At 39.7% G+C, this 25,212-nt stretch carries 24 protein-coding genes; 7 read left to right on the forward strand and 17 right to left on the reverse strand.

Going from position 1 to position 25,212, the window contains the following annotated elements:
- Nucleotides 1–6: 6 nt before the first annotated feature.
- The 7 genes from NR125_RS03675 to NR125_RS03705 form a co-directional block, all read right to left on the reverse strand.
- Nucleotides 7–804, reverse strand: a complete 798-nt coding sequence (locus NR125_RS03675; protein ID WP_009331022.1) for an ABC transporter permease — start codon at nucleotides 802–804, stop codon at nucleotides 7–9.
- An 11-nt stretch (nucleotides 805–815) separates the two neighbouring features.
- Complete coding sequence (locus tag NR125_RS03680; protein WP_009331023.1) at nucleotides 816–1,475, reverse strand: ABC transporter ATP-binding protein; 660 nt, start codon at nucleotides 1,473–1,475, stop codon at nucleotides 816–818.
- 114 nt (nucleotides 1,476–1,589) lie between these two features.
- A complete protein-coding gene (locus tag NR125_RS03685) occupies nucleotides 1,590–2,828 on the reverse strand; it encodes a hypothetical protein (RefSeq protein ID WP_009331024.1) in 1,239 nt (412 codons plus the stop codon).
- The gene (locus tag NR125_RS03690; protein WP_009331025.1) at nucleotides 2,825–4,021 is read right to left on the reverse strand and encodes a DUF58 domain-containing protein; all 1,197 of its coding nucleotides are present in this window, start codon (nucleotides 4,019–4,021) and stop codon (nucleotides 2,825–2,827) included. The genes NR125_RS03685 and NR125_RS03690 overlap by 4 nt, the downstream gene beginning before the upstream one ends.
- A gap of 1 nt (nucleotide 4,022) precedes the next feature.
- Nucleotides 4,023–4,961 carry an AAA family ATPase gene (locus NR125_RS03695; protein ID WP_009331026.1) on the reverse strand — a complete coding sequence of 313 codons (939 nt, stop codon included), beginning with the start codon at nucleotides 4,959–4,961 and terminating at the stop codon, nucleotides 4,023–4,025.
- 674 nt (nucleotides 4,962–5,635) lie between these two features.
- Nucleotides 5,636–6,379 (reverse strand): SDR family oxidoreductase, encoded by a 744-nt coding sequence (locus NR125_RS03700; RefSeq protein WP_009331027.1) that lies wholly within the window; start codon nucleotides 6,377–6,379, stop codon nucleotides 5,636–5,638.
- A 148-nt stretch (nucleotides 6,380–6,527) separates the two neighbouring features.
- The gene (locus NR125_RS03705; RefSeq protein ID WP_009331028.1) at nucleotides 6,528–6,722 is read right to left on the reverse strand and encodes a hypothetical protein; all 195 of its coding nucleotides are present in this window, start codon (nucleotides 6,720–6,722) and stop codon (nucleotides 6,528–6,530) included.
- A gap of 275 nt (nucleotides 6,723–6,997) precedes the next feature.
- On the opposite strand from NR125_RS03705, the gene NR125_RS03710 reads away from it, so the two are divergent.
- Nucleotides 6,998–7,186: a YkvS family protein gene (locus tag NR125_RS03710; RefSeq protein ID WP_009331029.1), complete on the forward strand. Its 189-nt coding sequence runs from the start codon at nucleotides 6,998–7,000 to the stop codon at nucleotides 7,184–7,186.
- Nucleotides 7,187–7,385: 199 nt separating this feature from the next.
- Here NR125_RS03710 and NR125_RS03715 read toward each other — a convergent pair whose 3' ends face one another.
- Nucleotides 7,386–7,496 (reverse strand): DUF6254 family protein, encoded by a 111-nt coding sequence (locus tag NR125_RS03715; protein ID WP_019381647.1) that lies wholly within the window; start codon nucleotides 7,494–7,496, stop codon nucleotides 7,386–7,388.
- 252 nt (nucleotides 7,497–7,748) lie between these two features.
- Between NR125_RS03715 and NR125_RS03720 the strand changes: the two genes are divergently transcribed.
- Both NR125_RS03720 and NR125_RS03725 read left to right on the forward strand, forming a co-directional pair.
- Nucleotides 7,749–8,360: a CPBP family intramembrane glutamic endopeptidase gene (locus NR125_RS03720; protein ID WP_009331030.1), complete on the forward strand. Its 612-nt coding sequence runs from the start codon at nucleotides 7,749–7,751 to the stop codon at nucleotides 8,358–8,360.
- Nucleotides 8,361–8,566: 206 nt separating this feature from the next.
- The gene (locus NR125_RS03725) at nucleotides 8,567–9,241 is read left to right on the forward strand and encodes a hypothetical protein (RefSeq protein WP_251263798.1); all 675 of its coding nucleotides are present in this window, start codon (nucleotides 8,567–8,569) and stop codon (nucleotides 9,239–9,241) included.
- 49 nt (nucleotides 9,242–9,290) lie between these two features.
- Here NR125_RS03725 and NR125_RS03730 read toward each other — a convergent pair whose 3' ends face one another.
- Entirely contained in the window at nucleotides 9,291–10,349 is a 1,059-nt protein-coding gene (locus NR125_RS03730) for a YkvI family membrane protein (protein ID WP_071160330.1), read from the reverse strand.
- A gap of 197 nt (nucleotides 10,350–10,546) precedes the next feature.
- Between NR125_RS03730 and NR125_RS03735 the strand changes: the two genes are divergently transcribed.
- Entirely contained in the window at nucleotides 10,547–12,697 is a 2,151-nt protein-coding gene (locus NR125_RS03735; RefSeq protein ID WP_256814723.1) for an ATP-dependent Clp protease ATP-binding subunit, read from the forward strand.
- A 51-nt stretch (nucleotides 12,698–12,748) separates the two neighbouring features.
- On the opposite strand, the gene NR125_RS03740 is transcribed toward NR125_RS03735, so the two are convergent.
- The 3 genes from NR125_RS03740 to NR125_RS03750 form a co-directional block, all read right to left on the reverse strand.
- A complete protein-coding gene (locus tag NR125_RS03740) occupies nucleotides 12,749–14,443 on the reverse strand; it encodes a M3 family oligoendopeptidase (RefSeq protein ID WP_009331037.1) in 1,695 nt (564 codons plus the stop codon).
- 135 nt (nucleotides 14,444–14,578) lie between these two features.
- Entirely contained in the window at nucleotides 14,579–15,034 is a 456-nt protein-coding gene (locus NR125_RS03745; protein WP_009331038.1) for a MarR family winged helix-turn-helix transcriptional regulator, read from the reverse strand.
- Nucleotides 15,035–15,136: 102 nt separating this feature from the next.
- Nucleotides 15,137–16,720: a bifunctional metallophosphatase/5'-nucleotidase gene (locus tag NR125_RS03750; protein WP_019381642.1), complete on the reverse strand. Its 1,584-nt coding sequence runs from the start codon at nucleotides 16,718–16,720 to the stop codon at nucleotides 15,137–15,139.
- Nucleotides 16,721–16,850: 130 nt separating this feature from the next.
- Between NR125_RS03750 and NR125_RS03755 the strand changes: the two genes are divergently transcribed.
- Nucleotides 16,851–18,353, forward strand: coding sequence for a PAS domain-containing sensor histidine kinase (locus tag NR125_RS03755; protein ID WP_256814725.1), 1,503 nt, complete (start codon nucleotides 16,851–16,853; stop codon nucleotides 18,351–18,353).
- 35 nt (nucleotides 18,354–18,388) lie between these two features.
- Here the strand turns inward: NR125_RS03755 and NR125_RS03760 are convergent, their stop codons facing one another.
- Nucleotides 18,389–19,381: a phosphotransferase enzyme family protein gene (locus tag NR125_RS03760; RefSeq protein ID WP_019381641.1), complete on the reverse strand. Its 993-nt coding sequence runs from the start codon at nucleotides 19,379–19,381 to the stop codon at nucleotides 18,389–18,391.
- 146 nt (nucleotides 19,382–19,527) lie between these two features.
- On the opposite strand from NR125_RS03760, the gene NR125_RS03765 reads away from it, so the two are divergent.
- Nucleotides 19,528–20,763, forward strand: coding sequence for an MFS transporter (locus NR125_RS03765; RefSeq protein WP_019381640.1), 1,236 nt, complete (start codon nucleotides 19,528–19,530; stop codon nucleotides 20,761–20,763).
- A 177-nt stretch (nucleotides 20,764–20,940) separates the two neighbouring features.
- The gene (locus NR125_RS03770) at nucleotides 20,941–21,261 is read left to right on the forward strand and encodes a hypothetical protein (protein ID WP_009331043.1); all 321 of its coding nucleotides are present in this window, start codon (nucleotides 20,941–20,943) and stop codon (nucleotides 21,259–21,261) included.
- Between the two features lie 442 nt (nucleotides 21,262–21,703).
- On the opposite strand, the gene NR125_RS03775 is transcribed toward NR125_RS03770, so the two are convergent.
- The 4 genes from NR125_RS03775 to NR125_RS03790 are packed head-to-tail and all read right to left on the reverse strand — an operon-like array spanning nucleotide 21,704 to nucleotide 25,144.
- Entirely contained in the window at nucleotides 21,704–21,988 is a 285-nt protein-coding gene (locus NR125_RS03775) for a ferredoxin family protein (RefSeq protein ID WP_019381639.1), read from the reverse strand.
- Entirely contained in the window at nucleotides 21,988–23,262 is a 1,275-nt protein-coding gene (locus NR125_RS03780) for an FAD-dependent oxidoreductase (RefSeq protein ID WP_256814762.1), read from the reverse strand. Before NR125_RS03780 ends, NR125_RS03775 begins: the two co-directional genes overlap by 1 nt.
- A gap of 19 nt (nucleotides 23,263–23,281) precedes the next feature.
- Nucleotides 23,282–24,301: an electron transfer flavoprotein subunit alpha/FixB family protein gene (locus tag NR125_RS03785; protein ID WP_256814726.1), complete on the reverse strand. Its 1,020-nt coding sequence runs from the start codon at nucleotides 24,299–24,301 to the stop codon at nucleotides 23,282–23,284.
- Between the two features lie 24 nt (nucleotides 24,302–24,325).
- Nucleotides 24,326–25,144: an electron transfer flavoprotein subunit beta/FixA family protein gene (locus NR125_RS03790; RefSeq protein WP_009331051.1), complete on the reverse strand. Its 819-nt coding sequence runs from the start codon at nucleotides 25,142–25,144 to the stop codon at nucleotides 24,326–24,328.
- Nucleotides 25,145–25,212 lie beyond the last annotated feature (68 nt).

Raw genomic sequence — 25,212 nt, forward strand, 5'->3', positions numbered from 1 at the left:
AGCAATCTAGTTCTTTCCTTCCGGAAAAAATTGGGCATCCAGATTGAAAAAATTCCTATGAGCCAGAAGGATGAATAAGATTACCGATAAACCTACGCTTCCCAATATCCCCAGCAGAATAACAATCTGATATTCAATCGCAAGCAATGGGCTGACTCCTGATAGAATCTGCCCTGTCATCATCCCAGGCAAAAATATGATGCCCATTCCCAGCATATTATTGATAGTCGGCAGAACAGCAGAATCAAAAGCATGATTAACATATGGCTTAACTGCAGCTTTTGGATCAGCGCCAAGCATTAGTGCACCCTCAATCATATCTTTTTGAGTTGTAAAGGAATTTAGAAGCTCCTTTACACTTAAAGTAATGCCTGTCATGGAGTTGCCAATTATCATCCCTGCTATTGGAATAAAGTAGCGTGGATCATACCACGGCTCAAAATGAATAACTACAAAATTAAAAAACACAAGACAAAAGGATGTACCGGCTATCATGGATATCGCAATGGTTTTCTTAAGGTTTACTGAAAGCCTGGTTCCAGCCTGTTTATATATTGTATAAATAGCAAAACCTTCCATAATCAAGATAACACCTAATGTCAACAGCGGATTGGAAAATTCAAACAAGCAAGTTAATACATAGCCTGCAATTACGAGCTGAAGTGTCATTCTGAAAGCTGCAATAGTCAGCTTTTTCTCACGGGCGATTCCTCTCACTTTAAAGATAATGATAAGAAGAAGCACAAATAAATAAGCTGATATTAGCCGCCAAAATTCAATATCAATAATGGAGCTATTTTCCATCATAATCCCCCTTAGATATTCTTTTCCATCTCCTCCCTGAACGGCAGCTGGGATAAATCAATCCTTTCATCTGCATATTGCTCATTGACTTTCCTGGAGTGAGTAATCATGATTAATGAAGCATGCTTCTTTTTAATTTCCGCGATAAAATGACCCAAAACCATCATTTCGGTGTCTTCGTCCAATGCAGCAGTCGGTTCATCCAGCAGATAGACATCAGCTGCAAGAAGCAGAATTCTTGCCAATGCCAGCCGCTGTTTTTCCCCGCCGGAAAGAGTCCCTGCATCTTCATCAAGCTCCTTAGTCATTTGCATATTATGTAGTGCCTGCTTAAGTACTTCATCACCATCAGGTTTAGATCCGTTGAGCATATAACCCATCATCAAGTTATCTTTTATTGTGCCAGGAAATATTAATGGAACCTGCGATAGCATGACTGCCTTTCTTCTGTGCTGGACAGAATCTATATCTTTTAGCGGGGCGCCTTCATAGAAGATTTCACCAGAATCCGGGGAAATCATTTTGTTCAGCAATTTCATGAGAGTTGACTTTCCAGCGCCGCTTTCACCCGTAATACAAGTTACTTTTTCTTTTCTTATGTCAAGATGATCCACATTCAAAATATTATTAACCCTTACTCCTCTTATTGCGAATAGCAAATCTGTTGTCATATGCAGCTCCTTTTCCAGTTTCCGTATACCCTCTAGCTTATCCCTTTAATCGCAATAGCTTGTATTGGTTTTAAAAAAGCCCTTTCCCATATGAGAAAAGACTATACACATTATTTATTTAGAGTTTTTCTTTGCCTGTTTCCTTTTCAAATTTTCCTTATGAATCCTTTTTATTTCTTTTTTTATTTGATCCACTGCATGTTTATATTTCTCAACGCTTTGAGTGGACATGTTATTGCTGTATCGGACTATTTCATAGGCATCTACAATCTTTTCGGGGTCCTTGAGCCCTATTCTATCAAACCATTCAGGCAAGCTTTCGGACTCTTTTCTTCCCAGGTCAAATTTAGCTGCATGTCTTTCCAGGTGAAAAATCTCTTTACGGATTTGATTTTCAGGAGCAATATGCTGAAACCTCCTTGACAGCAATGTTCCTTCATCTTCAATCTGCTGACTATAAGAGGCAAATACAGCTCCATTTTTCACGAATCTTACCTTTATAGTTTTTTTATAAATATAAATGAACAGAAAAATGATAACTATAATAAACAGGATAGATATTAAGGCAGCAGGATCTATGTATTGCCCGCTTTCCCCCAAATCAGCAGGTTCCTTGAAGAGTACATCGTTATCACGGCTTTCATTCTCAGATAAGAACTTCATATGCACTGCCCAATCCTGTTTCTCTGCCCAATTAAACAGCGGTGAAGCAATGATGGCAGCTGCAGAAGCAATTAATTTTAGGATACCAAAGAATAGGAACTTGACAGTTCCCATACCGAAGGAAACTACCATGCCAACTGCAAGAATTGAAGCAGTCAGTGACAAGAAATAAATTAAAAACCTTTTCTTTTCTTTCGCATTTGCATCCGATTCAATTATACGTTTTATAAACCCTCCAGAGATGATAAAAAACAGTTCAAATATCATTAATCCCACAATTTCTCCAGTATAAGCACCGTCCTTTATGGCCGAAAAGATAACCAGGAAAGTTCCGAAGAAAACCGTAAGCAGAATCCACCAGCCCTCAGGCCGGTTATTATGTTCATTGAAATGAACATAAGTTCTCCAAAAAACCAAAAAACTCATCAGTACTATAAAAAACCAGGAAAAAGAGAGAAAATTTCCGATTACATATAATAAAGGAAGCTCTAAAAGAAAAAAAAGAACCTTCCCTTTTTCTCTAAATCTGATGAGCAGAATTATAAAGGCCATTCCTGCAGGAAAAACAAGCACAAAATATTCAGTGAGAGGAACAGCCGCTTCATTAGCCATATAAAAAGGGAATAACACTAGTGCTCCAAAAATGATTTCAATGCCAAGAAGAAAACTCACTTCAAACATTTTTTTCATTGTATTGCCACTTCCTTCGCTTTCACTTGAAGCGGCCTCAATTCGGCTTCTTCATTAAGCAGTTGCAGTTCAAATAAAAATGCTCCTTTTCGGCTGATATTAGTTATTGCGCTGGAAGCCGCTGGATTCAATTCTCCTGCATGAAGGAAATAAGGCTGACTAGTCAAATGTCTTTCATAAAAGGAAAGCATTTTTTCATAAGGGTAAATAGAAGAATGATTATCTACAACAGCCAGCATTTCAAGCACCTTTTGCAGATGATCTTTTCCAGATGCAGCAGATATAAAATAAAAGGGAGTGCTGCCAGCAGTCCGGATATTTATACACATGGAAAAAGGGATATTTTCCTTAACACAAATATAGGCAATTTCTGCTGCGCTGCTGATGCGTTCTTCCAGTTGTGCAGATATTGAATGTCCAGCTGAAACATTAAGCGAAATATTCCAGCCTGTTTCCGCAGCTTTTTCAAAGACCTTTGTTTGCAAACTCTGTTTCCTCGCACTTGCCTTCCAATTGATCCGATTAAAACTATCAGATGAAACATACTGCCTTGTTCCGGCTGGCGAAAAATGATCCTCAAAAAGTGAATAGGCGGAAAGAAAAGTGCCTGGGCGGTCTGTAAAGAGTGACAGGATATTTTTAACTGGCAGACGACTTGGATAGACCAATGCATCCTGCAGCAGTTGAGCACGATATTCAAGAATGGTTTCTCCAAAACCTATAAAGTTAGGAATATATAACTCCAATTTTCTTATTTTTGAAACTCCCCTTTTCCTTGCAGAAATGGGGATTGTTATTATTTTTCTTTCATTATGATTTAATGAAAAAGGGATAGAAAGCTCAAAATTCCCCAGCCTGGGCTCCAGATTTTGATCCACCGGACAAATACAATCGTCAAATAAAATCCTTAATTCTCCCTTTAAAATGGGAAGCCCTTTATTATCAAATTCCAAAATCCATTTTGCTTCTTGTCCGGCAAACAATTTGTATCTGACCTTCGTGTTTTGCAGACTCAGCTTTTCCCCCAGGTGCTTCATATAATATGTATTGGCAGATATTATAAGCAGAAAAAGGATTGATGCCAGAAATACTTCCCATGATTTTAAATAAAAGCTTGCTATTAATAAAAATACGGAGAATACACTTGAAAGGGACAAATACCCGTCTTCAGCATGATACTTTTTCCACTCCATACTAGAGAGCACCTGACTCTACAGGAACTGGCACAGATTCCAGCACTTCTTTCAGAACCGACTCAGGGCTTTTTGTCATAGAAGCTTCAGTGGAAAGGAAAATCCTATGACCAAGCACAAATGGAACCATTTCTTTAATATCATTAGGTATCACATAGTTTCTTCCCTCCATAAGCGCTTTGCCTTGGGAAGCTTTCATTAAGGCAAGCATTCCTCTGGGACTTACCCCCAATACAATATCCGCATGTTCACGTGTCTTCCTTACAATATCCAGCAAATAAGCTTCAACAGGCTCATTTAGAATAATTTTGCCGGCATCCTTCTTTAAATTAATGATTTGATCTAAGATGAAAATGGCATTGACTTCCGAAGGAGCGGCACCGCTTCGATACATTTGAAGCATCGCCTTTTCCTCTTCCCTGCTAGGATAATCCATTTTAAGTTTCATAAAAAAACGGTCAAGCTGAGCAACAGGTAGCGGAAATGTCCCCTGCTGAGATTCAGCTGGATTCTGTGTAGCTATAACCATAAAAGGTGGGTCAAGTCTAATTGTGTGTCCATCAATGGTGACCTGGCGCTCCTCCATAACTTCGAGAAGACTTGACTGCGTTCTTGGTGCTGCACGATTAATTTCATCAGCAAGTACAACATTCGAGATAATTGGCCCAGGATGAAATTCAAATTCCTGATTTTTCGGATTGAAGAAACGTATGCCCGTGACATCACTCGGCAAAACATCCGGTGTAAATTGAATGCGTGAGAAATCCCCATTAATGGTGCGGGCAAATGCTTTGGCAAGCATTGTTTTTCCAGTTCCAGGCACACTTTCCAATAAGATATGGCCATTGAATATTAAGGAAATGGCCATCAATTCAATTTCCAGGTCTTTCCCTGATATTACTTTCCCAATTTCTGTTTTAAGCTTGTCCATATATTTCATTTTTGCCCTCCTGTTCACTTCCATGCTGCTCTCTGCGTTTTAGATTGACTGGTATAATTTTACTAAAAAATATTATTATTTACAATTATCTGATAGTTCGCCTGACAAAAAGAAAAACGCATGAATAATAAATCCAATACGCTAATTCCTGACTAATCAGCTTATAAAGTTTTCAGTTTGTTCCATACGAAAATTAAAATTCCGGCAGCAGTAATAGCGGCTCCAATAGCAGTACCAGGAAGAAAGGCATTAATCTCCGTTACCAGGACCAAGGATGATTGGAAGCTCTATATAATAAAGCCAGAAATGCCACAAGTAAACCTATATGGACATGGACAGGCGTTAATAGGTATGAATGAGTACTTGACATACAATACCCAAGCAAAATTCCCACCGCAAATTAAACGGATGAAATCATAATCATAGTAATTCCCACTAGAATCACTCGCTCTAATTGTTCTAAAGCATTTAAAGGATATGAGCCTGTTCGTGTTTATAACTTATTTATCATTTTTCACAGTAAATTTACAAAGAACTCAACGCGATTTAACGAGGCTATTTTACAATGTCTTTAAGACAGGAGGCGAGAATAATGATTAACATCCTGCTATGCCTTATTTTCATTGGTGCAGTTTTTGTGCTGAATATCGTATTATTAAGAAAATAGACAGTTATTATGGTTCATAAATCATTTTCCTTGTCATGCCTCCATCTACCGTTATGTTTTCTCCTGTTATAAAATCATTTTCTGGATCGGCTAAAAATAGGCAGGTCCTTGCAATGTCCCCGGGTTTTCCAACCCTGTTGGCAAAATGCTGTTTATGATCAATCTTCCTGAGACTTTCATAATCTCCTGTTTCAATCCAGCCGGGACTTATACAATTAACTCTGATCCCTTTTTCAGCGAGCGTGCTGGCCAAAGCATGGGTGATCGCCATAATTCCTCCTTTTGATGCTGAATATGCTTCTGTATTGCTTTCAGACATTACAGCTCTCGTAGATGAGAGATTAATAATACAGGATCCTTGTTTCATCAATTTGGCAGCTTCCCTGCTGCACAGGAAGACACTTCGAAGGTTCGTATTGATCACTTCATCCCACAATTCCACAGTCAGCTCAAAAAATGAATGAAACTTTGAGATGCCAGCGTTATTTATTAGAACATCAATTGCTCCAAATGAATCATAAACCTTTGTTATAAGTCCCTTGATTTCTGCTTCATTCTTAACATCTGTTCTGATAAACATGCTTATAAGTCCATTTTTGTTCAAGCTTTCTTCTAAATTTTTCCCCTTCATCTCATCTAAGTCTGCGATGACTACATTGGCCCCGTTCGCTGCGAACGTCTCGGCAATTCCCTTGCCAATTCCGCTGGCTCCTCCGGTAACGATGACTGTTTTTCCTTTAAATTTGCTCATACCTTTTCATTCCCTTCAAACTTGCAATATTGCTTTTATACCCTGCTTGCTTATCTTTCTATTCAATTTTTCATAAAGGCTTGCATGAAAGACACCTGAGACACTCAGGTGTCTTTCCTATGCTTTATATTTCAGTGTCATTCCTTTTTTAGCTCCGGGGCGAATCTAAATATTGATATATAACGTGTCCGCCTCTTTGGGCAACTCCGCGGAAGTGTTTAAAATCCTCCCTGTTCACTATGACACTCCGAAATGGAAGAAAGTCATCTTTTGACACATGATATTCAGAAATGATTCCATTTTTTAATTGATCGAGCACTTCCTGGATTTGTTCATGATTCATTACTCAGAACTCCTTTTATTTCTATTCTTTCCTTATCATAAATAAAGTGCTGTCAATTTTGAAGTATCTAATATTATATTTGCATACCAATCATTTTTTCTGAATATTAAATAATTTGAATGTACAAATTTTTTTTATCTGGTATAATATTACCAACCTAATGCTGTAATAAATTACCTAAGCATCAGTGGAATTGCAAAATTCTTTACGCATTTCATAATATAGTGCAAACTGTTATTACCAGCGAAAGAAATGGACAAAAGGAGAGATGCTTTTTGAAGAAAGCAGAGGTTGGCAATATTATTGAGTTTCGTGACGGATTACAGGGAATTGTAGAAAAAGTAAATGAGAATTCTGTTATTGTTGATTTAACGTATATGGATAACTACCGTGATTTGGAATTAGATCAAAGAACAGTTGTCAATCATAAAAATTACAAGGTAGTAAGAGAATCAGCAGTATAAAAGAAAAAATGAAAGCGTATTCTTTCGGAGTCTAAAAAAAGCAGCTCTCTTGCTGCTTTTTTTATTTTTTTATTTTATCTTTGCCATTCAAGCCTTTTGATGCTTTTTGCTCCACCGTCCTCTTTTTAGTTTGCAAATTAAACAGGCGCAGCCTTGGAATTCTGCACATTCGCGGCCCCCTGAATAGGAGGCCATGATATTATTCCTTTTCCCCTGACAGTTCTTTTAAGGATTTCACTTTGCCATGAGGATGCTGATCCTGCTTTCTTACCGTCCAGGCACGCTCTTTTTCTCTTTTTGATTTCGTCATTATACATACCTCCCTTCTCATGGGCTTATGATTAGCATTTCTGCATTATTTTATCTTATCGTTTCCAAAGAAATCTTTTCCTTACTTTTTAGGATTGTTTTTTGTTAGAATAGTGTTTGGTTATTTTTAATAGATAAGAAAGTTTTTTTGCTTTGAGAACTGTCCAGCTGCAGCGCCTGCTCCCTCGAGTTCATAAGCTTGTTGGGGGTGGGCAGGGCGCTTCCGCTTTTCTTATTGAAAGGAGATTAAAAATTGAAGAGTGTTGCCGCAGATCTCCGCTTTATTGGCGGGATATTACTCGCTCATCTGCTTATGTATTTTACATTTCAGGATAAATCAATTTTTTGGTATATCTTTTCTGCCTCTTTACTGCTTCTAATCAGTTATTCCATCATAATGGAGGAAGTGGAAGACAAGGCCTCATTTGGGACATTTATTACCTATGGGGCCCTTTCAGGTTTTCTATTGTACGGTCTTTTTTGGGCCGGCTACAGTTTATTTGAAATACTCAATCTTCCCCTTGTTAATCAGGTTGAAAAACTATATGGCCGTTTTTCGCCTTCCTTTATCTGGCACTATATTGTGCTGATTTTAATCATTGTTCCAGGAGAAGAAGTCTTTTGGAGAGGGTTCGTTCAAAAGAGATTGATGAAACTTACGACTGTTAAGTTATCCATCATCCTATCGTCTCTCCTCTATTCTTCAGTTCATTTTTATTCAGGATACTGGATGCTGGCCTTTGCAGCGTTAATCGCAGGCCTCTTCTGGGGATGGCTTTACGCATGGAAAAGAAGCATTCCGCTAGTAATCGTTTCCCACCTGATTTTTGATTTATTGATGTTTGTCCTGCTCCCTTTTTATTAAATGGCCACGTGCAGATTCAATGTTGATTAGACAATCCTTAATGGATTGTCTTTTTTTAAAGTTTTTGTTGAGTCTTGTCGATGTTTTACATAAATGGTAATGTACTAATTAATAGGAATTTATATGTAACCCTTTTATTCCACTTACGTCTAATTATGCAAAAGCGCTAGAAGTAACAACGGGAGGATGGAACATTAATGAAATTCATGGCGAAATTTATGTTAATTCTGGGTTTATTTGCTGTTATCCTGGCAGGCTGCGGCACGTCTCAGAATGATTCCGGCAATGGATCAGATCCTGGGCAAAATGAAGAAGAAACAGCTTCAGATGGACAGGATGGACAAGAGCAAACTGAAGAACAGGATCCAGCAGAAGAGGGCACTGTGGATGAAGGACAGAGCGTAATCAGAATCCTTGAACAGAACATGACTTATACGGTTGAGGGTGAAGCCAAGGAAGAGACTGCCTTCCTGAAACATAGTGATAATCAGAATTATTCTATGTACGTTCTGCCCGCCTATGAACTAACTGCCGAGGAGCCTAATAAGGATGTTTTATACCTTTCAGAAAATGATCAGGTATTCATGCGTATTGAACTTCTTCCGAATGATGCAGATTGGAACATGGTCGAAGAAAACACAAAAGCACAATTAGGAGCTGTTAGCGAAAATGTGCAGACAGCTGATGCTCCTTCAGATGATTTTTACAAAGATGCTAATGTTATGAAGGCTGAAGGAAACGGCGAGAAGGTTTCAGCCTATCTAGTGAAAAACGAAGATCTTTCACTGAAGCTTACCCTATTCAATAAGGAAGAAGCTGATCATGAAGAGGCTTTCCTTCAGATGGCGAAAACCATTATGAAAGAGGAGCCGCAAAAATAATGGAGTGAATAAGAGATCCGTGCAAAACGGATCTCTTTATTTAGCTTTTTTAAGCTTTCTTGCCTTTACTTCCATTATCAAATGGTTTCATCCACAGAAGAATAATAAATGTCAAACTTACATATCCGAAAACCGGATATAAATAGGAAAGCAAGGTTCCGTAATTGATCAAACTGATAAAGTAACAAACTATAAAGATAAAGCCCACAATTATAATACTCGGCACGGAAATATATTTTTTTACCTGCCTCTCGATCCCAAACACATTCCCAATAACAGAAGTGAAAATTTCACCATAGATGATAAAAACAAATATCCAATAGAAAGATGATGCCAATGTCTTCACAATTGCGGCCATTGGGATATCATAAGCCTGCAGATTTGGGAGCATCATCAGTGTCAAATGGCTGGAAAGCAGGATAAGAGTCAGTGCGGCTCCACCAAGGTATCCACCCCACTTTATTGTCCGATCATCATTTATTTCTGAAGCCACAGGCACTAAGACTGCTTGTGCTAATGTCAAATTCAGAGCCGTATATGAAAACGGAGCCACAACTGCTTTCCATCCATCTTCAGCATATGGGATAAATAGAACCTGATCTGCAAAACTAGGAAGCTTCATGCTTATGAACAATAAAATAAAGCTAAATGCAATCATCATTGGAACAACAAACGTATTCACAGCGAATAATCCGCGAATGCCCACTATCATTGTGATAATCGTTAACCCTATCGTTATGAGCAACCCTGCAGTTTTGCTGATGCCGATCTGTTCTTCAAACACTGCACCAGCTCCCGACAGCATGACGGCGCAAACGCCCAGCAGCATAAACAGCATCAATATATTAATGGCAGAACCAAAAAATCTTCCAAATAAATATTCATTCAATTCCTGATATGATGCAGCCTTTATTCGTGCAGAGATTCTCATTAATTTGGAACCGAGAAAAATAAAGATATAGCCGCTCATTATAATCCCAATTAATCCGATAAAACCAAATCGGGAAAAAAACTCCACAATCTCTCTGCCAGTGGCAAAGCCCGCTCCCACCACGGTTCCCACATAAACGGCAGCGATCTGGAAAGCTGCCCCCCAATTTGTCTTCACTTAATCTCCTCCTTCCTTTCCAATATATGTAGGCTAGTACAAACAAAGACGAGCTTTTTTGCATTATGGCTAAACTTCAGTTTTGGTTAAAAATAACAATACAAATCACTTGAAAGTCAAAGAAGGTCAAATTATAATGTGGATATTAGGTCAAATATAGTCAAAGTCAGACCAAACTATTAATGGAGGGATGCAAAATGCTTTGTCAAAAATGTCAAACAAAACAAGCAAATGTACAATTAAGACTGAATGTGAATGGAAATGAGCGTAATCTACACCTATGCCATAACTGTTATCAAACTGAAAAGCAAAATAGCCTTACTTCCCTTGGGCCTGCTTTGAGCGGTTTTTCAGGTTTTGGCCAAATGCCATTAGAGGATTTCTTCAAGAAAATGGCTGCATCCCAAGGGAATGAAAACTATGCTCTAAACGAAGCACCGGGATACAGTCATGGCAACGGCGGTTTTATAGATCAATTCGGACAAAATCTTACACAGCTTGCCAAAGCTGGTTTAATCGACCCAGTCATCGGACGGGACGATGAAGTATATCGTGTGATTGAAATATTAAATAGAAGAAGCAAAAATAATCCGGTCTTAATCGGTGAACCAGGAGTAGGAAAAACAGCTATTGCCGAAGGGCTAGCCATTAAGATTGCCGAGGGAAATGCACCAAAGAAACTTCAAAATAAAGAAGTCTATTTGCTTGATGTGGCGTCTCTGGTTGCAAACACAGGCATCCGCGGCCAATTCGAGGAACGCATGAAGCAGCTGATCTCTGAGCTTCAGTCACGGAAGAACATTATTCTCTTTATAGATGAAATTCATCTTCTTGTCGGAGCAGGATCAGCTGAGGGGTCAATGGATGCAGGCAATATTCTGAAGCCAGCACTTGCAAGAGGAGAGCTTCAAGTGGTCGGAGCAACCACTTTGAAAGAATACCGCCAAATTGAAAAAGATCCTGCACTAGAACGCAGATTCCAGCCTGTACATGTAGATGAGCCGACACCTGATGAGGCAATTAATATCCTGTTTGGACTGAAACAAAAATATGAAGACTATCATGATGTTTCTTTTACAGAAGATGCCATCAAGGCATGTGTGCAGCTGTCAAGCCGCTATATTCTGGATCGGTTCCTGCCTGACAAAGCCATTGATTTAATGGATGAAGCAGGTTCTAAAATGAATCTTCAATCAGGATATATACCTGCAGATGATATTGAAAATCAGCTGAAAGAAATCAGCAGGCAGAAAGAACTTGTATTAAATGAAGAAAAATATGAAGAGGCTGCAAAACTCCGTGAAAAGGAACTAAAACTCCAGCAGGCACTAAACGGGGACAACAAGGCAGAACGGCCAGTTATTGACGTTAGCCATATTCAGGAGATTATCGAAAAGAAAACCGGGATTCCTGTCGGCAAATTAGCAGAAGATGAACAGGAAAAAATGCAGAACCTTGAGGAAAGCCTTGCTGAAAAAGTAATCGGACAGGCAGAAGCCGTGCAAAAAGTTGCAAAGGCAATTCGCCGAAGCCGTGCAGGACTTAAATCAAAGGACCGCCCAATTGGATCATTTCTATTTGTCGGGCCAACAGGGGTCGGAAAGACTGAGTTAACCAAAACACTTGCCCAAGAGCTATTCGGCTCAAAAGAAAGCATGATAAGGCTTGATATGAGTGAATATATGGAAAAACACAGCGTATCAAAAATTATCGGTTCCCCTCCAGGATATGTGGGTCATGAAGAAGCCGGACAGCTTACTGAGAAGGTGCGCAGAAACCCGTACAGCATCATTCTGCTTGATGAGATAGAAAAAGCACATCCGGATGTACAGCACATGTTCCTTCAAATACTGGAGGATGGACGCCTGACAGATAGCCAAGGCCGCACTGTCAGCTTTAAAGATACAGTCATTATCATGACCAGCAATGCAGGAGCTGGGCAAAAGGAAATCCATGTTGGATTTGGCACAGCTGACGCCGTCATGGAGTCAAACATTCTTGAATCACTCGGCAGCTTCTTTAAGCCTGAATTCCTGAACCGTTTTGATAGCATTATTGAATTTAAAGCTTTGGAAAAAGAGCATTTATTGAAAATTGTCGACTTAATGCTCAATGACCTTCAGGAAACATTAAATGAGCAGGATATAGAATTGACTGTTACCCAGGAAGCCAAGGAGAAATTAGCAGCAGAAGGATATCATCCTGCTTTTGGCGCACGGCCATTAAGAAGGATCATCCAGGATGAACTTGAAGACAAGATTGCTGATTTCATCATTGATCATGGCGGAAATAGCCAATTACAGGCCGATCTCAAAGACGAAGCAATTGTTATTAAACCCATCCGCTAAAAAGAACGAAAAGAGCCGGAATTAAATAACTTCCGGCTCTTTTTTATTTGTTTATAAACTTTTATCATCCACTGAATTCAGCCAATTCTCAATTTCCCCGATAACTGACTCGACACATCCCTCTTCAAAAGGAGAAATCAACCCAGCTTCTTTTACCAGTCCGGTAAAAGGTTTGCTGCCGCCAAGCTGGCACAGTTTCAAATAATCTTTCCATGCTGCTTCCTGATTCTCCCGGGACCGTTTCCAGAATTGGAATGCACAGATCTGTGCCAATGTATAATCGATATAATAGAAAGGTGAATTGTAGATATGGCCCTGCCGCTGCCAGAATCCGCCGTTCTCCAAATACTCATTGCCATCATAATCTTTATGCGGCAAGTATTTCTTCTCAATTTCTCTCCAAGCCTGTTTTCTTTCCTGAGGTGATGCATCCGGGTTTTCATATACCCAATGCTGGAATTCATCAACTGATACGCCATAAGGCAAGAATAGCAGTCCTCCACTCAAATGGGAAAACTTGTATTTCTCAGTATCATCTTTAAAGAAGCCCTCCATCCATGGCCATGTGAAAAATTCCATACTCATGGAATGAATTTCTGCAGCTTCATAAGTTGGCCAGTTATATTCAGGTATCTCATAATGACTGCTTGAATACACCTGGAATGCATGGCCTGCTTCATGAGTAAGAACATCAATATCTCCTGACGTCCCATTGAAGTTTGAGAAAATGAATGGGGATTTATAGTTCTCAATATAAGTGCAATAGCCGCCCCCTGCTTTTCCCTTTTTGGCCACCAGGTCCATAAGATTATTTTCTCTCATATAAGAGAAAAATTCACTGGTTTCTCTGGAAAGCTCATCATACATTTTTTGTCCGTTTTCAATAATCCATTCAGGATTGCCTTTGGGTACAGCATTTCCTGTTTTAAATTCAAATCCTTCATCGTAAAATTTCAGCTTGTCAACGCCAATCCTCTCTCTTTGCCGTTCCTTTAGCCTTGTGGCGATTGGGACGATGAAATCCTTCACCTGCTTGCGGAAATTTGCAACCATTTCGGCGTTATAATCAGTTCGATACATACGGAAATAAGCCAGTTCAACAAAATTCGAATATCCAAGTTTATGGGCAATCTCTGTTCTAACCTTGACAAGCTCATCATAAATACGGTCCAGCTCTTTCTCATTATCTGCCAGGAAACCAAAGCGTGCCTCGCTTGCTTTTTTGCGCATTTCCCGATCTGTAGATTCAGTAAATGGCTCCAATTGGGCAAGAGTGCGTTCTTCACCTTCAAAATGAATTTTGGCTGAAGCAATTAACTTAGTATACTCTGATGAGAGCTTATTTTCTTTTTGCAAAAGCGGAACAATCTCTGGCGAGAACACCTTCAATTGGGCTTCCGCAAGTGCAAAAAGCTGATTCCCCCATTTTTCTTCGAGCTCTGCCCTGAACCTGGAATTAACCAAAGCCTGATAATACTTTGTAACAAACCCTTCTACTTCAGGCTGAATCTCATCCATATAATCCTGCTCTGCTTTGTAAAATTCATCATTCGTATCGACTGAATGGCGGATATAACAAAGGTTGAACATAGTGCCGACATCATTGCGAATATCATTAATTTCTTTCATAGCTTGATTTTGCTGGTCTGCAGAAGCTGCGTTTTCAAATTTCTCAAGCGCTGCTTCGAATTTCCCCTGTACTGTATCAAGATCCGGACGAACGTATGTATAGTCTTCAAATCTCACATTATTGCCCCCTCGTGTATATGTAAATCGATTTTAATTAAACCACTAAACTATTTCGACAATATTTGGTTAATTCCTCCCCTGAACATATCTATAAAGCACAAAATAAAAAACAGCCGGTCAAGGCTGTTTTAGTTATTGTAAGCTATTTTTATCATTGGAGATAGATAGTCCAAGCTTCTTTAATAACTCAATGGCTGTTCCTTTTTCTTCTGGAGTAAGCTCGGACATTAAAGAATGGATATGCTTTTCATGGTCAGGGAATATGTTTTCGATAAAGTCTTTTCCCTTATCTGTTATTTGCGCAAAGGTAACTCTTCTGTCATTAGGGCATGCGACCCTTTTCAACAAGCCTTTCTGCTCAAGCTTGTCCACTACATAAGTGATGCTTCCGCTGGCCAATAGTATTTTCCCGCCGATTTGCTGCAAAGGCTGGTCACCCTTATGGTATAGCAGTTCCAGAACAGCAAATTCAGTTGGATTCACTCCATATGTTTGTATTAGTTTATTTACATTTTCATTTATTGCCCTATATGCCCTGGACAGGACAATAAACAATTTCAACGATTGGTCAATTTGTTCAGACCCCATTTTATCCAATCCCTTTTCCTTTTAATTAGTAGCGTATACATAAATTCAATTCTCAATCATTATAGAAAACAGGAAGAAAGCTGTCAATTTAACACATCCGGATCATTTGCCCGAAACAACCTCCCAATTGTGATTAAGAGTTGGAATTACCTTTTTCTTTTCCAAAAAATAGTCTGCAATCAATTCGGTCATATCGGTTAAAATCTCTTTCACCACTGGCTTATCCTTGAACATGTTGTAGCCTCCCCCGCCTGCAGCGCGGTAATTGTTCATTACTACATGATACTCGTCATCTTCCCTGATTGGATGCCCTTTATACAAAACCTTTGTAATCCGGCTGCCCTTTTGTCGTGAAACATCTATTTTATACTCAATACCTTCCCACATATCGTAATTATAATGCTGTGGCTTTGGATTTGAAAAATCAGGATTCACTATAATTTTTCCGTCACTGTTCAATTCAAAATAAGCTGCAGACCGCTCCAAAGCATCTTTAATGTCCTTTCCTGCAACTCTGAGGACACATAATGAATTTGGATAAATATAGTTAGAAACAATTTCTCTCATCGTTACTTTAGACTTGAATCCTGGTGCCCCCTCATGAAATAAGGCAGTGCAGGAAATATCAGCACCTGAGGCTTCCATCTGCACTTTATTAATGAATTCAATCAGCGGATGCTCCCCTGTACGTGCCTCAAATATATCATCAATCAGCATATCACCATCAATTTCACCGATCTCCGTATCCAGCCATTTCTGGGTTTTGGATTCATAATACCCAGCCAGCTGCAGAACCTCATTATCAGACGGTATTCCGTCGGGATAGATTAACGCAGAGTGTTTATCATCAATCAGCCAATCATTATGTTTCTTTCTGAATTTAACGGTGACCTTTGCAAGCGCTTGACCATTAAATCCCGGCTGAACAACAGCCACACCATTTACTTGTTCTCCTTCAATAAAACGGTGCTGATGCCCGGTAATCAGAACATCGATTCCAGGAACTTCTGTACAGATCCGGTATGCTTCATTTTCTCCTGTTTGTTCTTCCGTCTCTTCACCAGTTCTGATATCCTTTTCAAAGCCGCCATGATAAGAGACAATAATCACATCCGGCTTTTCTTCCTCCTGAATATATGAAACCCACCTTTTTAAGCTGATCACCGCAGATTCAAAAACAAGATGTTCAATATGCTGCCTTTTCTCCCAATTGGGAATATACTGGGTTGTAACACCTATAACTGCTGCTTTCAAGCCATTTGGGAAGGATTTTATTTTATAGGGAAGCCCGAAATACGTTTCTTTTGTTGAATTAAATAATATATTGGCTGACAGCCATGGGAAATTGGATTCACTGACAGCTCTTGCAAGTGTGTTCTTTCCATAGTTGAATTCATGGTTTCCGATTACAGCTGCATCGTATTCAAGTTCATTTAATATTTGAATCATGGGATTTTTTTGGTTATTTAAGTATCTGGAATAATAATAAGTTAGAGGAGTTCCCTGGATCAGATCCCCGTTATCAATAAGTATTGAGATCTCAGATTGTTCCTTTTCTTTCTTTATTATTGCTGCAAGCTTGCCCAGCCCATGACCAGCATGCTCACCAGTTCCATAATAATATGGATAAACATGTCCATGGACATCACTTGTAGCCAAAACCGTGAGAAAAACTTCTGATTTCATCAAACCCCTCCTTACATATAAAATATCATTCCTTTGTTAGAAATAAACCTCTTTTAACACAAAATGGTATAATATTGATAATGTCAGTTAGATATGAATAAATTAACCTAATTATGCTGGAGTTAACCTGATGAAAAGTCGAAAACGAAATTTACTACTATATTTAATCGCAGTAATTATTCCCACTTTGGCCGGCAGCATCTTTTTCTTTATGGACTCTGTTAAACAAAATGATGAGGAAAGGCTGGAAGAAGCAAAATGGATTGGCTCCATACACCAAAGAAGCTGGGACCAGTTTATTTCCGAAACTGTGACCACACTTGATATGTTATCACTGACTGCAGGAAGTGCTGACACTCCCTCTGATAAACTGGAGCCTCTGCTCCAAAAAGCCAATCAGCTGGATCCGCGATATGGCGGAATTTACCTTCTTAATCCCAGCGGAAAGGTTCTTACAGGGTCCAATCAATTCTTAGCGAACTCCGATTTATCTAATAAGAAATATCTTAAAGAGGTTTCGCGCACGAAAGATATTGTAATCTCTAACTCCCCTGAAACACTAACCAATGGGCAAACAGTCGTTGGGATAGGAAAACCCGTGTTCAATGACAATGGAGATGTAATCTCTATTATTGTGGCACATATGAGGGTGGATTACGTACAAAATATCATGAGACTTCTTACTCCAGAAGCAAGACTTTCTGTCCTTAATTCTGAAAGGGAAACGATTATGGATATCAACATGAATGGTGACTCATCATTTTCCAGCCAGAATAGCATCTCAATTCCAATTGACAGGCTTCCCTGGAGTGTAAAAGTAGAATTGCCGCCAAGAGTTATGCTGGCAATTGTCAAAGATGCTTTTAAGGCTATCCTTGTATTAATGATTATAAGCCATATTCTATTTCTCTTTATTAAGTATTTAAGGCTTAAAAAGCAGAATGAAGAGGAAAAAAAGGAAAATGAGCTCCAAAAACTGGAACTGGTGGGTACTCTGGCTGCCAGCACAGCCCATGAAATCAGGAACCCTTTAACAGGAATAAAAGGTCTTATACAGCTATTAAGTGAAAAATATACGAATACACATGACCAGTATTACTTTTCAGTTATAAATGATGAGATCAGCAGAATTAATGAAATTGTAAGTGAATTTTTAATTCTGGGTAAACCTGCAGCTCAAAAGATGGAAACCCTGGATTTGAGAAACATCATAAAGGAATTGGAACCGTTGATATTCTCCGAAGCCAATTTACACAATGTCACTTTTGAATCTGCTATTTCAGATGAACCTGTCATGGTCGAATGTACGAAAGACCAGATGAAACAGGTTATCCTGAATTTAACGAAAAACGCTTTTGAATCGATGGAGGGCGGAGGAAAGCTGACAATTAAACTAAATAAAATGCATTCTAAGTGTCAGCTTAAAATTGCGGACACAGGTTCAGGCATCTCTGAAGATGAAATTGAAAAGATTTTCCATCCATTCTACACTTCAAAGGAAACGGGCACGGGCCTTGGCCTCGTAGTCTGCAGGCGCATTCTGCATTCTTTCGGCGGTGAAATTTTTATTACAAGCAAAGAAACTAAAGGAACGCATGTAGATATTTTTCTGCCCATCAAAAACGACGCATAAGAAGGAAGGTGCTCGCTCGGAGGCACCTTCTTTTTTTAACTCACATAGATTGGAGCATTTCTTTCAATTCTTTTCTTGATCGTCTCCATCATAAATAATAGCTGCGAATTCCTTTCCTCAGGTGCGATTTTTTTATGCAGGACAGAATAAAGTGTGATATCTCTCAGTCTCAGAAATAAGGGCAGCTGCCTTCCCAAATCTTCGGGAATTTCATTTTCCAGCCGATAGCCATCCAAAAAGGAGTCAAGGAATTGCTTGCCGAATATTTCCATTTCCGCTTGATCCGCCTCTTTAAACTTATATAAAAGTGAGTAATACAGCGGTATGGCTATATCTGATGCAAACCAATGATAGCAGCAGTCATCGAAATCAAATACTTGTATATCTTTCCCATCATAAAAGAAGTTTCCGGAATGGAGATCAGTATGAATAAGGCCATAATTGTTTATATGTTTTGGCAAATTTTGAAGCAGATTCAACAAATCTTCTGTATGCTTAATGACCAATTGATCCTCTTCAGGTATATATTTCTCAACTTTAAGCAATTCTTCGTCATCCCATTGCATCCGCGGTACAATTCCAGCTGATGGCATATATGATTTAGTGGCTGCATGCATTTTCCCTACCGCACTTCCCCACGCATGAAATAACTCCTTATTGAATTCCGGTGCCCGAACACTTATTGGTTTTCCCTCTGCTTTTGAAAACAGGCAGGCGTAAAAGGCAGAATCGTCCCCAGCTGTTAACCGCTCAACCAAATTCCCATTCTGTGATGGAAAAACTTCTGGAACCTTTAAACTCTTCGATATCAGATAACTCATCCAGTCTGCTTCTGATAAAAGCTCCTCAAGCATGCGGTGAGATGAGTGGGTAATCCTCAAAATATATGCTTTTTCATCTTTATAAACCTCATAAACATAGTTTTCAAAGTCACCCAGCTTTTTATAATTTCCTATATTTAAAGAATAGATTCTAAGGAAATTAGTGAGAATATCGTCCGTCATTAAAGCATCAACTGCTTTTTCCATTGGCTTCCCTGCCCTCTTATTTAATCTGAATAATGTAAATTATATAATATTTAATAGATTTCCAAAATAACTATTTTGAAAGGCTAATGAATAAGGTAAACTATATTTAGTTTTACGAAATGTTCAGTGAAAAAGGAGACTATACTATGAGTACTACCGCTGCTTCAGTCAGTCCAAGATATGAGCCACATCAAAAAACGGCCTATCGGATCTTATTCATTATTGGCCTTTGCCACCTATTAAATGACTCTATTCAATCTGTCATTCCAGCCATGTTTCCCATTTTAGAAAAATCTATGGGGCTTTCATACTCACAGCTGGGTATGATTGCCTTTTCACTTAATATCGTGTCTTCAATCATGCAGCCGGTTGTTGGAATGGCCACTGATAAAAAGCCGTTCCCTTTCGCCTTGCCAATCGGTCTGACTTCAACTTTATTTGGCATATTAGGATTGGCTTTTGCCCCGGATTATAAATGGATTATTATATCAGTATTGTTCATTGGTCTCGGTTCAGCTGTATTCCACCCGGAAGGATCTAGGGTTGCTTATATGGCAGCTGGCCAGCGCAGAGGTCTGGCCCAATCAATCTATCAGGTAGGGGGAAACACTGGACAGGCACTTGCTCCTATCATTACGGCCCTTATTCTTGTTCCGCTAGGTCAAATGGGTGCTGCCTGGTTTACTGCAGTTGCTGCTATTGCAGTCGGGCTGCTGATTTATATAGCGTTTTGGTATACTGGACGCCTTCAGGAGGAATTGATTGCCGGCAGAGCAAAAAAACAAGCTGGTGGCCATAATAATAAAAGGATATCAAAAAAAATATGGAGTGCACTGATCCTGGTTCTCTTTTTGATATTTGCCCGTTCATGGTATATTTCGGGTATGACAAATTTCTATGCCTTTTATGCGATAGAAAAATACTCTTTCTCCATTAGTCAGGCGCAGCTCTTCTTATTTGCATTTTTAGTATCAGGTGCATTGGGCACATTTTTTGGCGGGCCGCTCGCAGATCGGTTTGGAAAGAAAAGAATTATTTTTCTGTCCATGATCCTGACTGTTCCGCTATCCGCCATGATCCCTTTCGTTCCATCTCCTATTGCATTTATAATGCTGGTGGCAAGCGGATTCATATTGATGTCAAGCTTTTCGGTGACGGTAGTATACGCTCAGGAATTAGTTCCCGGCAAAATCGGCACTATGGCGGGACTTACAGTGGGTCTGGCTTTTGGTATGGGGGCAATAGGCTCAATCGCTCTGGGCTATATAGCGGACACTGTTGGTCTGGTAAATATGATTATTATTACCGGTTTTCTTCCCGTACTGGGGTTGCTGACATTATTACTCCCACCGGATGAAACTGTTTCAGAATGGAATAAATAGGTAAGGAGGAGGGGGTGTCCCTCCTTTTTATAAAGGATATAGATTATTTTTATTAAAATTTTCTAAAAATTTTAATAATTGTGTGCAATCTTCTTCTTTTTTGCCATATAATAAAGGTAAGATATTAGCTCTCTTTGGCGCAGCTAAATACCCTGTAAAATGTTAGGAGGGATAACTATGCATCTGCCAAACTACTTTGATTTTTATCAAAAATGCCTTATTCCTGCAAATGGAGCTGATACATTCCTTCCGGCCGGGCAAACCCATTGGCTAATTGCTCTGGAAGGACAGCTTAAGGAACAGGAAAAAGAATATTACCTCTGGAAAGTAACCTTATATCCATCCAATTCAGAAGGAAGTTTTATATGGAATAAGGCGCTTTATTCTTCATCTCTGTACGAATGCATCCATAAAGCTTTTGAACATGCTAAAGAACTTGAAGCCAATGTAAAGGACTCCCAGTTCAATTTTTTAAAGAGACAAGAGAAAATCAGCTAACCTCAAAATCCATTCCCCTATGCGTTACTCTTTTTTTACCCTCGAATGTGAAATAACATACATATAGGTAATTTCTACTTTTAATCAAAATCCCAAAAAGTGAATTCTTAATTCAGATCAAAAAAAGAGCCTAGACTTCTCTAAGCTCTCCAGATTATAGGGGGTCAACTATAATAGTCCGACCACATTTAGTTTAACAAATCCTGCCTAAAAAATTAAGATACTAAAGTACTATTACTTAAAAGCTTTAACGCGGTAATTTATAATAAAAAAACAGAATGATATGTATGCTGCAGGATTAATAGTTTTGATATATGTTGTTAACAGTTTGTTAATATTTCTTATCTATAATATAAATGTACCGAAAGATAAAACCTTTTTCATTACCCCCCTTTTCAAACCGGCCAAATGCGGCCGGTTTTTGTATGAAATAGGGTTAACTTTATGCAAGCCTAAATACTATACCATGGCCGCCTTTTGGGTATTCCCATTTAATATTCTGATATGGGCATCCAATCCTGCAGCTGCCGCACTCATGGCATCCTTCATAACCCACCTGCATTCTCAATCCTTCCCACTTATACACCTCAGCCGGGCAGAAAATAGTGCATATTTTATCGGGGCATTTTGTCATACAGATATCATGATCCAATACGGTAAGATGTGATTTGGTGTCTGCCTTAAAACGAACTAAATATTGCTTTTCTTCGATCGTTTTCGTTGACATTATTTCACCGCCTTCCATGCCCTGTACATGTCTTGAAGCACACGAATGGTCCCGCGTTCACTGGTAAAGCTCTTCATAATTTCTTTTTGCTTTTCTTTCTTAGGAGTTCCATCAACTGTAAAAAATTTGCTCGCTGCCCTGTTAAGCATCGGAACATATTCTTTAAAATACTGAGGGTAGTGTTCAAACGTGTGAGTTGCATCTTTATATTTTTCCAGGTCTTTAATAATAAAGCTTTGGTAAAGTGTTTCCCTGTACTGATTCAAGCTTGTTTCGCTAAAGTCACCCCGTTTTTTGGCATCAATGATGGTTTCTGCAGCCATTGTTCCGGAAGCCATTGCCATATTGGAGCCTTCGCGGTGTATGGCATTAACCAGCTGTGCAGCATCACCTGCAAGAAGGACACCATCCCCGGCCACTTTAGGCACTGAATGGTAGCCCCCTTCAGGAATCAAGTGAGCCAGATACTCGGCAGATTCTCCTCCTTCTATTAAGGGTCTTACCATAGGGTGTGTTTTTAAATAATCCAGCAGGTCATAAGGCTTAAGCTTCGCCTTAATCATACTTGACAGCGTGGTTCCCACACCAATATTAATACTATCTTTATTGGTGTAAATAAAGGCAGTTCCCAGATTGCCTTTCGTGGAGTCCCCGAATATTTCAATCGTACAGCCCTGGTTGTCTTCCAGGTTAAAGCGGTCATTAATTTTGTCTTTAGAAAGATTAATGACTTCCATTACCGTCAGTGCCACTTCATCAGGGCGAAATTCTTTATGGTAGCCCAGCTGTTTTGCCAGCAGTGAATTTACACCATCTGCCAAAACCACTACATCTGCATATACCTCCCCATCCGGCCGGTCAGTTCTTACACCAACCACTTTTCCATTTTCAGTCAGGCACTCAAGTACGACTGTTTCATTTATTAATAGAACGCCCTGTTCAACCCCTTTTTTTGCAAACCATTGGTCAAATGGCGCCCGGAGTACTGTAAAATTATTATATGGTTCCTTCCCCCACTCAAGACCTTTATAGCCAAAACTCACTGTCGATTCTTTATCCATCATCCAAAACCGCTGCTCTACGACAGGCCGCTCCAGCGGTGCTTCTTTCCAAAACTCTGGAATGATTTCCTCCATTTGCTTACGGTATAAAACTCCACCCATTACATTTTTGCTGCCGGGATATTCTCCTCTTTCAATTTGAAGGACTTTTAGACCGTTTTTGGCGCATGTGTAAGCACAGGAAGTTCCTGCAGGCCCTGCCCCCACCACGATGACATCAAACTTTTCAGACCTAACTCATTTCACCCCCTCTTTCCCTTGCTTCCTTTAACTCTTTAATCAGCTTCGGCACAATTTCAAGTGCATCACCCACGATTCCGTAGGTTGCTACATCAAATATAGGTGCGTCTGGATCCTTGTTAATCGCAATAATGAACTCTGAATTCTTCATGCCTACGACATGCTGGATTGCCCCTGAAATCCCAATAGCAAAATAGACCTTTGGGGTAATGGTTTCTCCGGTCTGCCCTACCTGCTGTTCATGCGGCAGCCATCCTGCCTCCACTACATCCCTTGTGCCCCCTACAGTTGCTCCAATTGCATCAGCCAGGTCATGGATCAGCTGGAAATTCTGAAAATCCCCCATTCCTTTTCCGCCCGCAACAACAACATGCGCATCTGCTAAATTCACTTTTTTTGTGACATCTTTCACAATTTTAATTACCTTTGTGCGCATATCATCTTCACTTAGGGTAATCGCTTCTTCTATAACCTCGCCCTGTCTATCTGGATCTGGCTCCAGGGCTTTCATAACCTTAGGACGGACAGTAGCCATCTGCGGCCGGTGCTTTTTACAAAGGATGGTTGCCATTATATTTCCCCCAAACGCCGGGCGGCTAGCTTCAAGCAGCCTTTTATCCACTTCGACATCCAGCATGGTTGTATCAGCAGTCAATCCAGTGCTAAGATCTGTAGCAACAGCACTGGCCAAATCTTTACCATTGGAAGTGGCCCCATAGAGAAATATCTCAGGTTTATACTTTTCTGCAAGATTGATTACTGCCTTCATATAAGACTCCGTCCGATAATCTTTCATCACTTCATGGTCAATAACATATACCTGATCAGCTCCATAAGCGATCACTTCCTGGCATAAAGACTTTATTTCATATCCAAGCAGAACACCGGAAAGAGGCACATCCAGCTTATCTGCCAGCTTTCTGCCTGCACCGAGCAATTCAAGGGAAACCCCTTCTATTTTCCCATCATTTTGTTCTATGAATACCCACACTCCCCGGTACTCATCCATCATGTAAATCCCCCCTAATTATTCCCATTATCGGCTTACAAACAGCTCTTTCTTATCATTAAGCAGCTCCATCAGCTGCTTAACCTGTTCTTCCGCATTCCCTTCAAGCCTCTTTCCGCCTTCCGGCTTGGGAGGAGTAAACATTTTTCCCACTATCGTAGGAGACCCTTTCAACCCGAGCTGTGTACGATCTACTTCCTCAAGATCATTTACAGACCAGATAACCGGCTCATACCTGGCAGCTTTTATCATGTTTGGCATAGGGGAGTATTCTATGCTATTAATCTCTTTTTCAACGGTCAGCAGGCAAGGGACTTGAGCTTGTATTAATTCATATCCGTTTGTAATTTTCCTTTTGATCAGTATCGTTTTTTCACCTTCATTAAGTTCGGATACCTCTATAACATTTGTAACAGGCGGAATATCCAGCCTTCTTGCTATTCCTGGTCCCACCTGGCCGGTATCTCCATCAATGGCATGTTTTCCGCATATGATTAAATCCACAGGCATATCTTTTGAAATACGCTCCAATGCTTTAGACAGAGCATAGCTTGTTGCCAGTGTATCTGCGCCGGCAAATGCACGGTCTGAGATTAAAAAGCCGCGGTCTGCTCCTATTTCGATGCTTTTCTTAATAACAGCAACAGCCTGTGGAGGTCCCATGGATAAAACCGAAATGGTGCCTTTTCCTATGGTCTTTGTTATTTTCACTGCTTCCTGTACTGCATGGGCATCATAAGGATTTAAAATGGCAGGTGCACTGCGCCGGTCAAGAGTGTTGGTTTTGGGATTGATTTTAATAATTTTTGTATCAGGCACTTGCTTGACACACACTACTATGTGCATTTTTTACTTTCCCCCCTCTAAACTTAAAGCTTCTATAAGTATAGTTCGCTTTAAGAGATAGATAAAAA

This window comes from Cytobacillus sp. Bac17 (assembly GCF_024519925.1).
Taxonomy (GTDB): Bacteria; Bacillota; Bacilli; order Bacillales; family Cytobacillaceae; genus Cytobacillus; species Cytobacillus pseudoceanisediminis.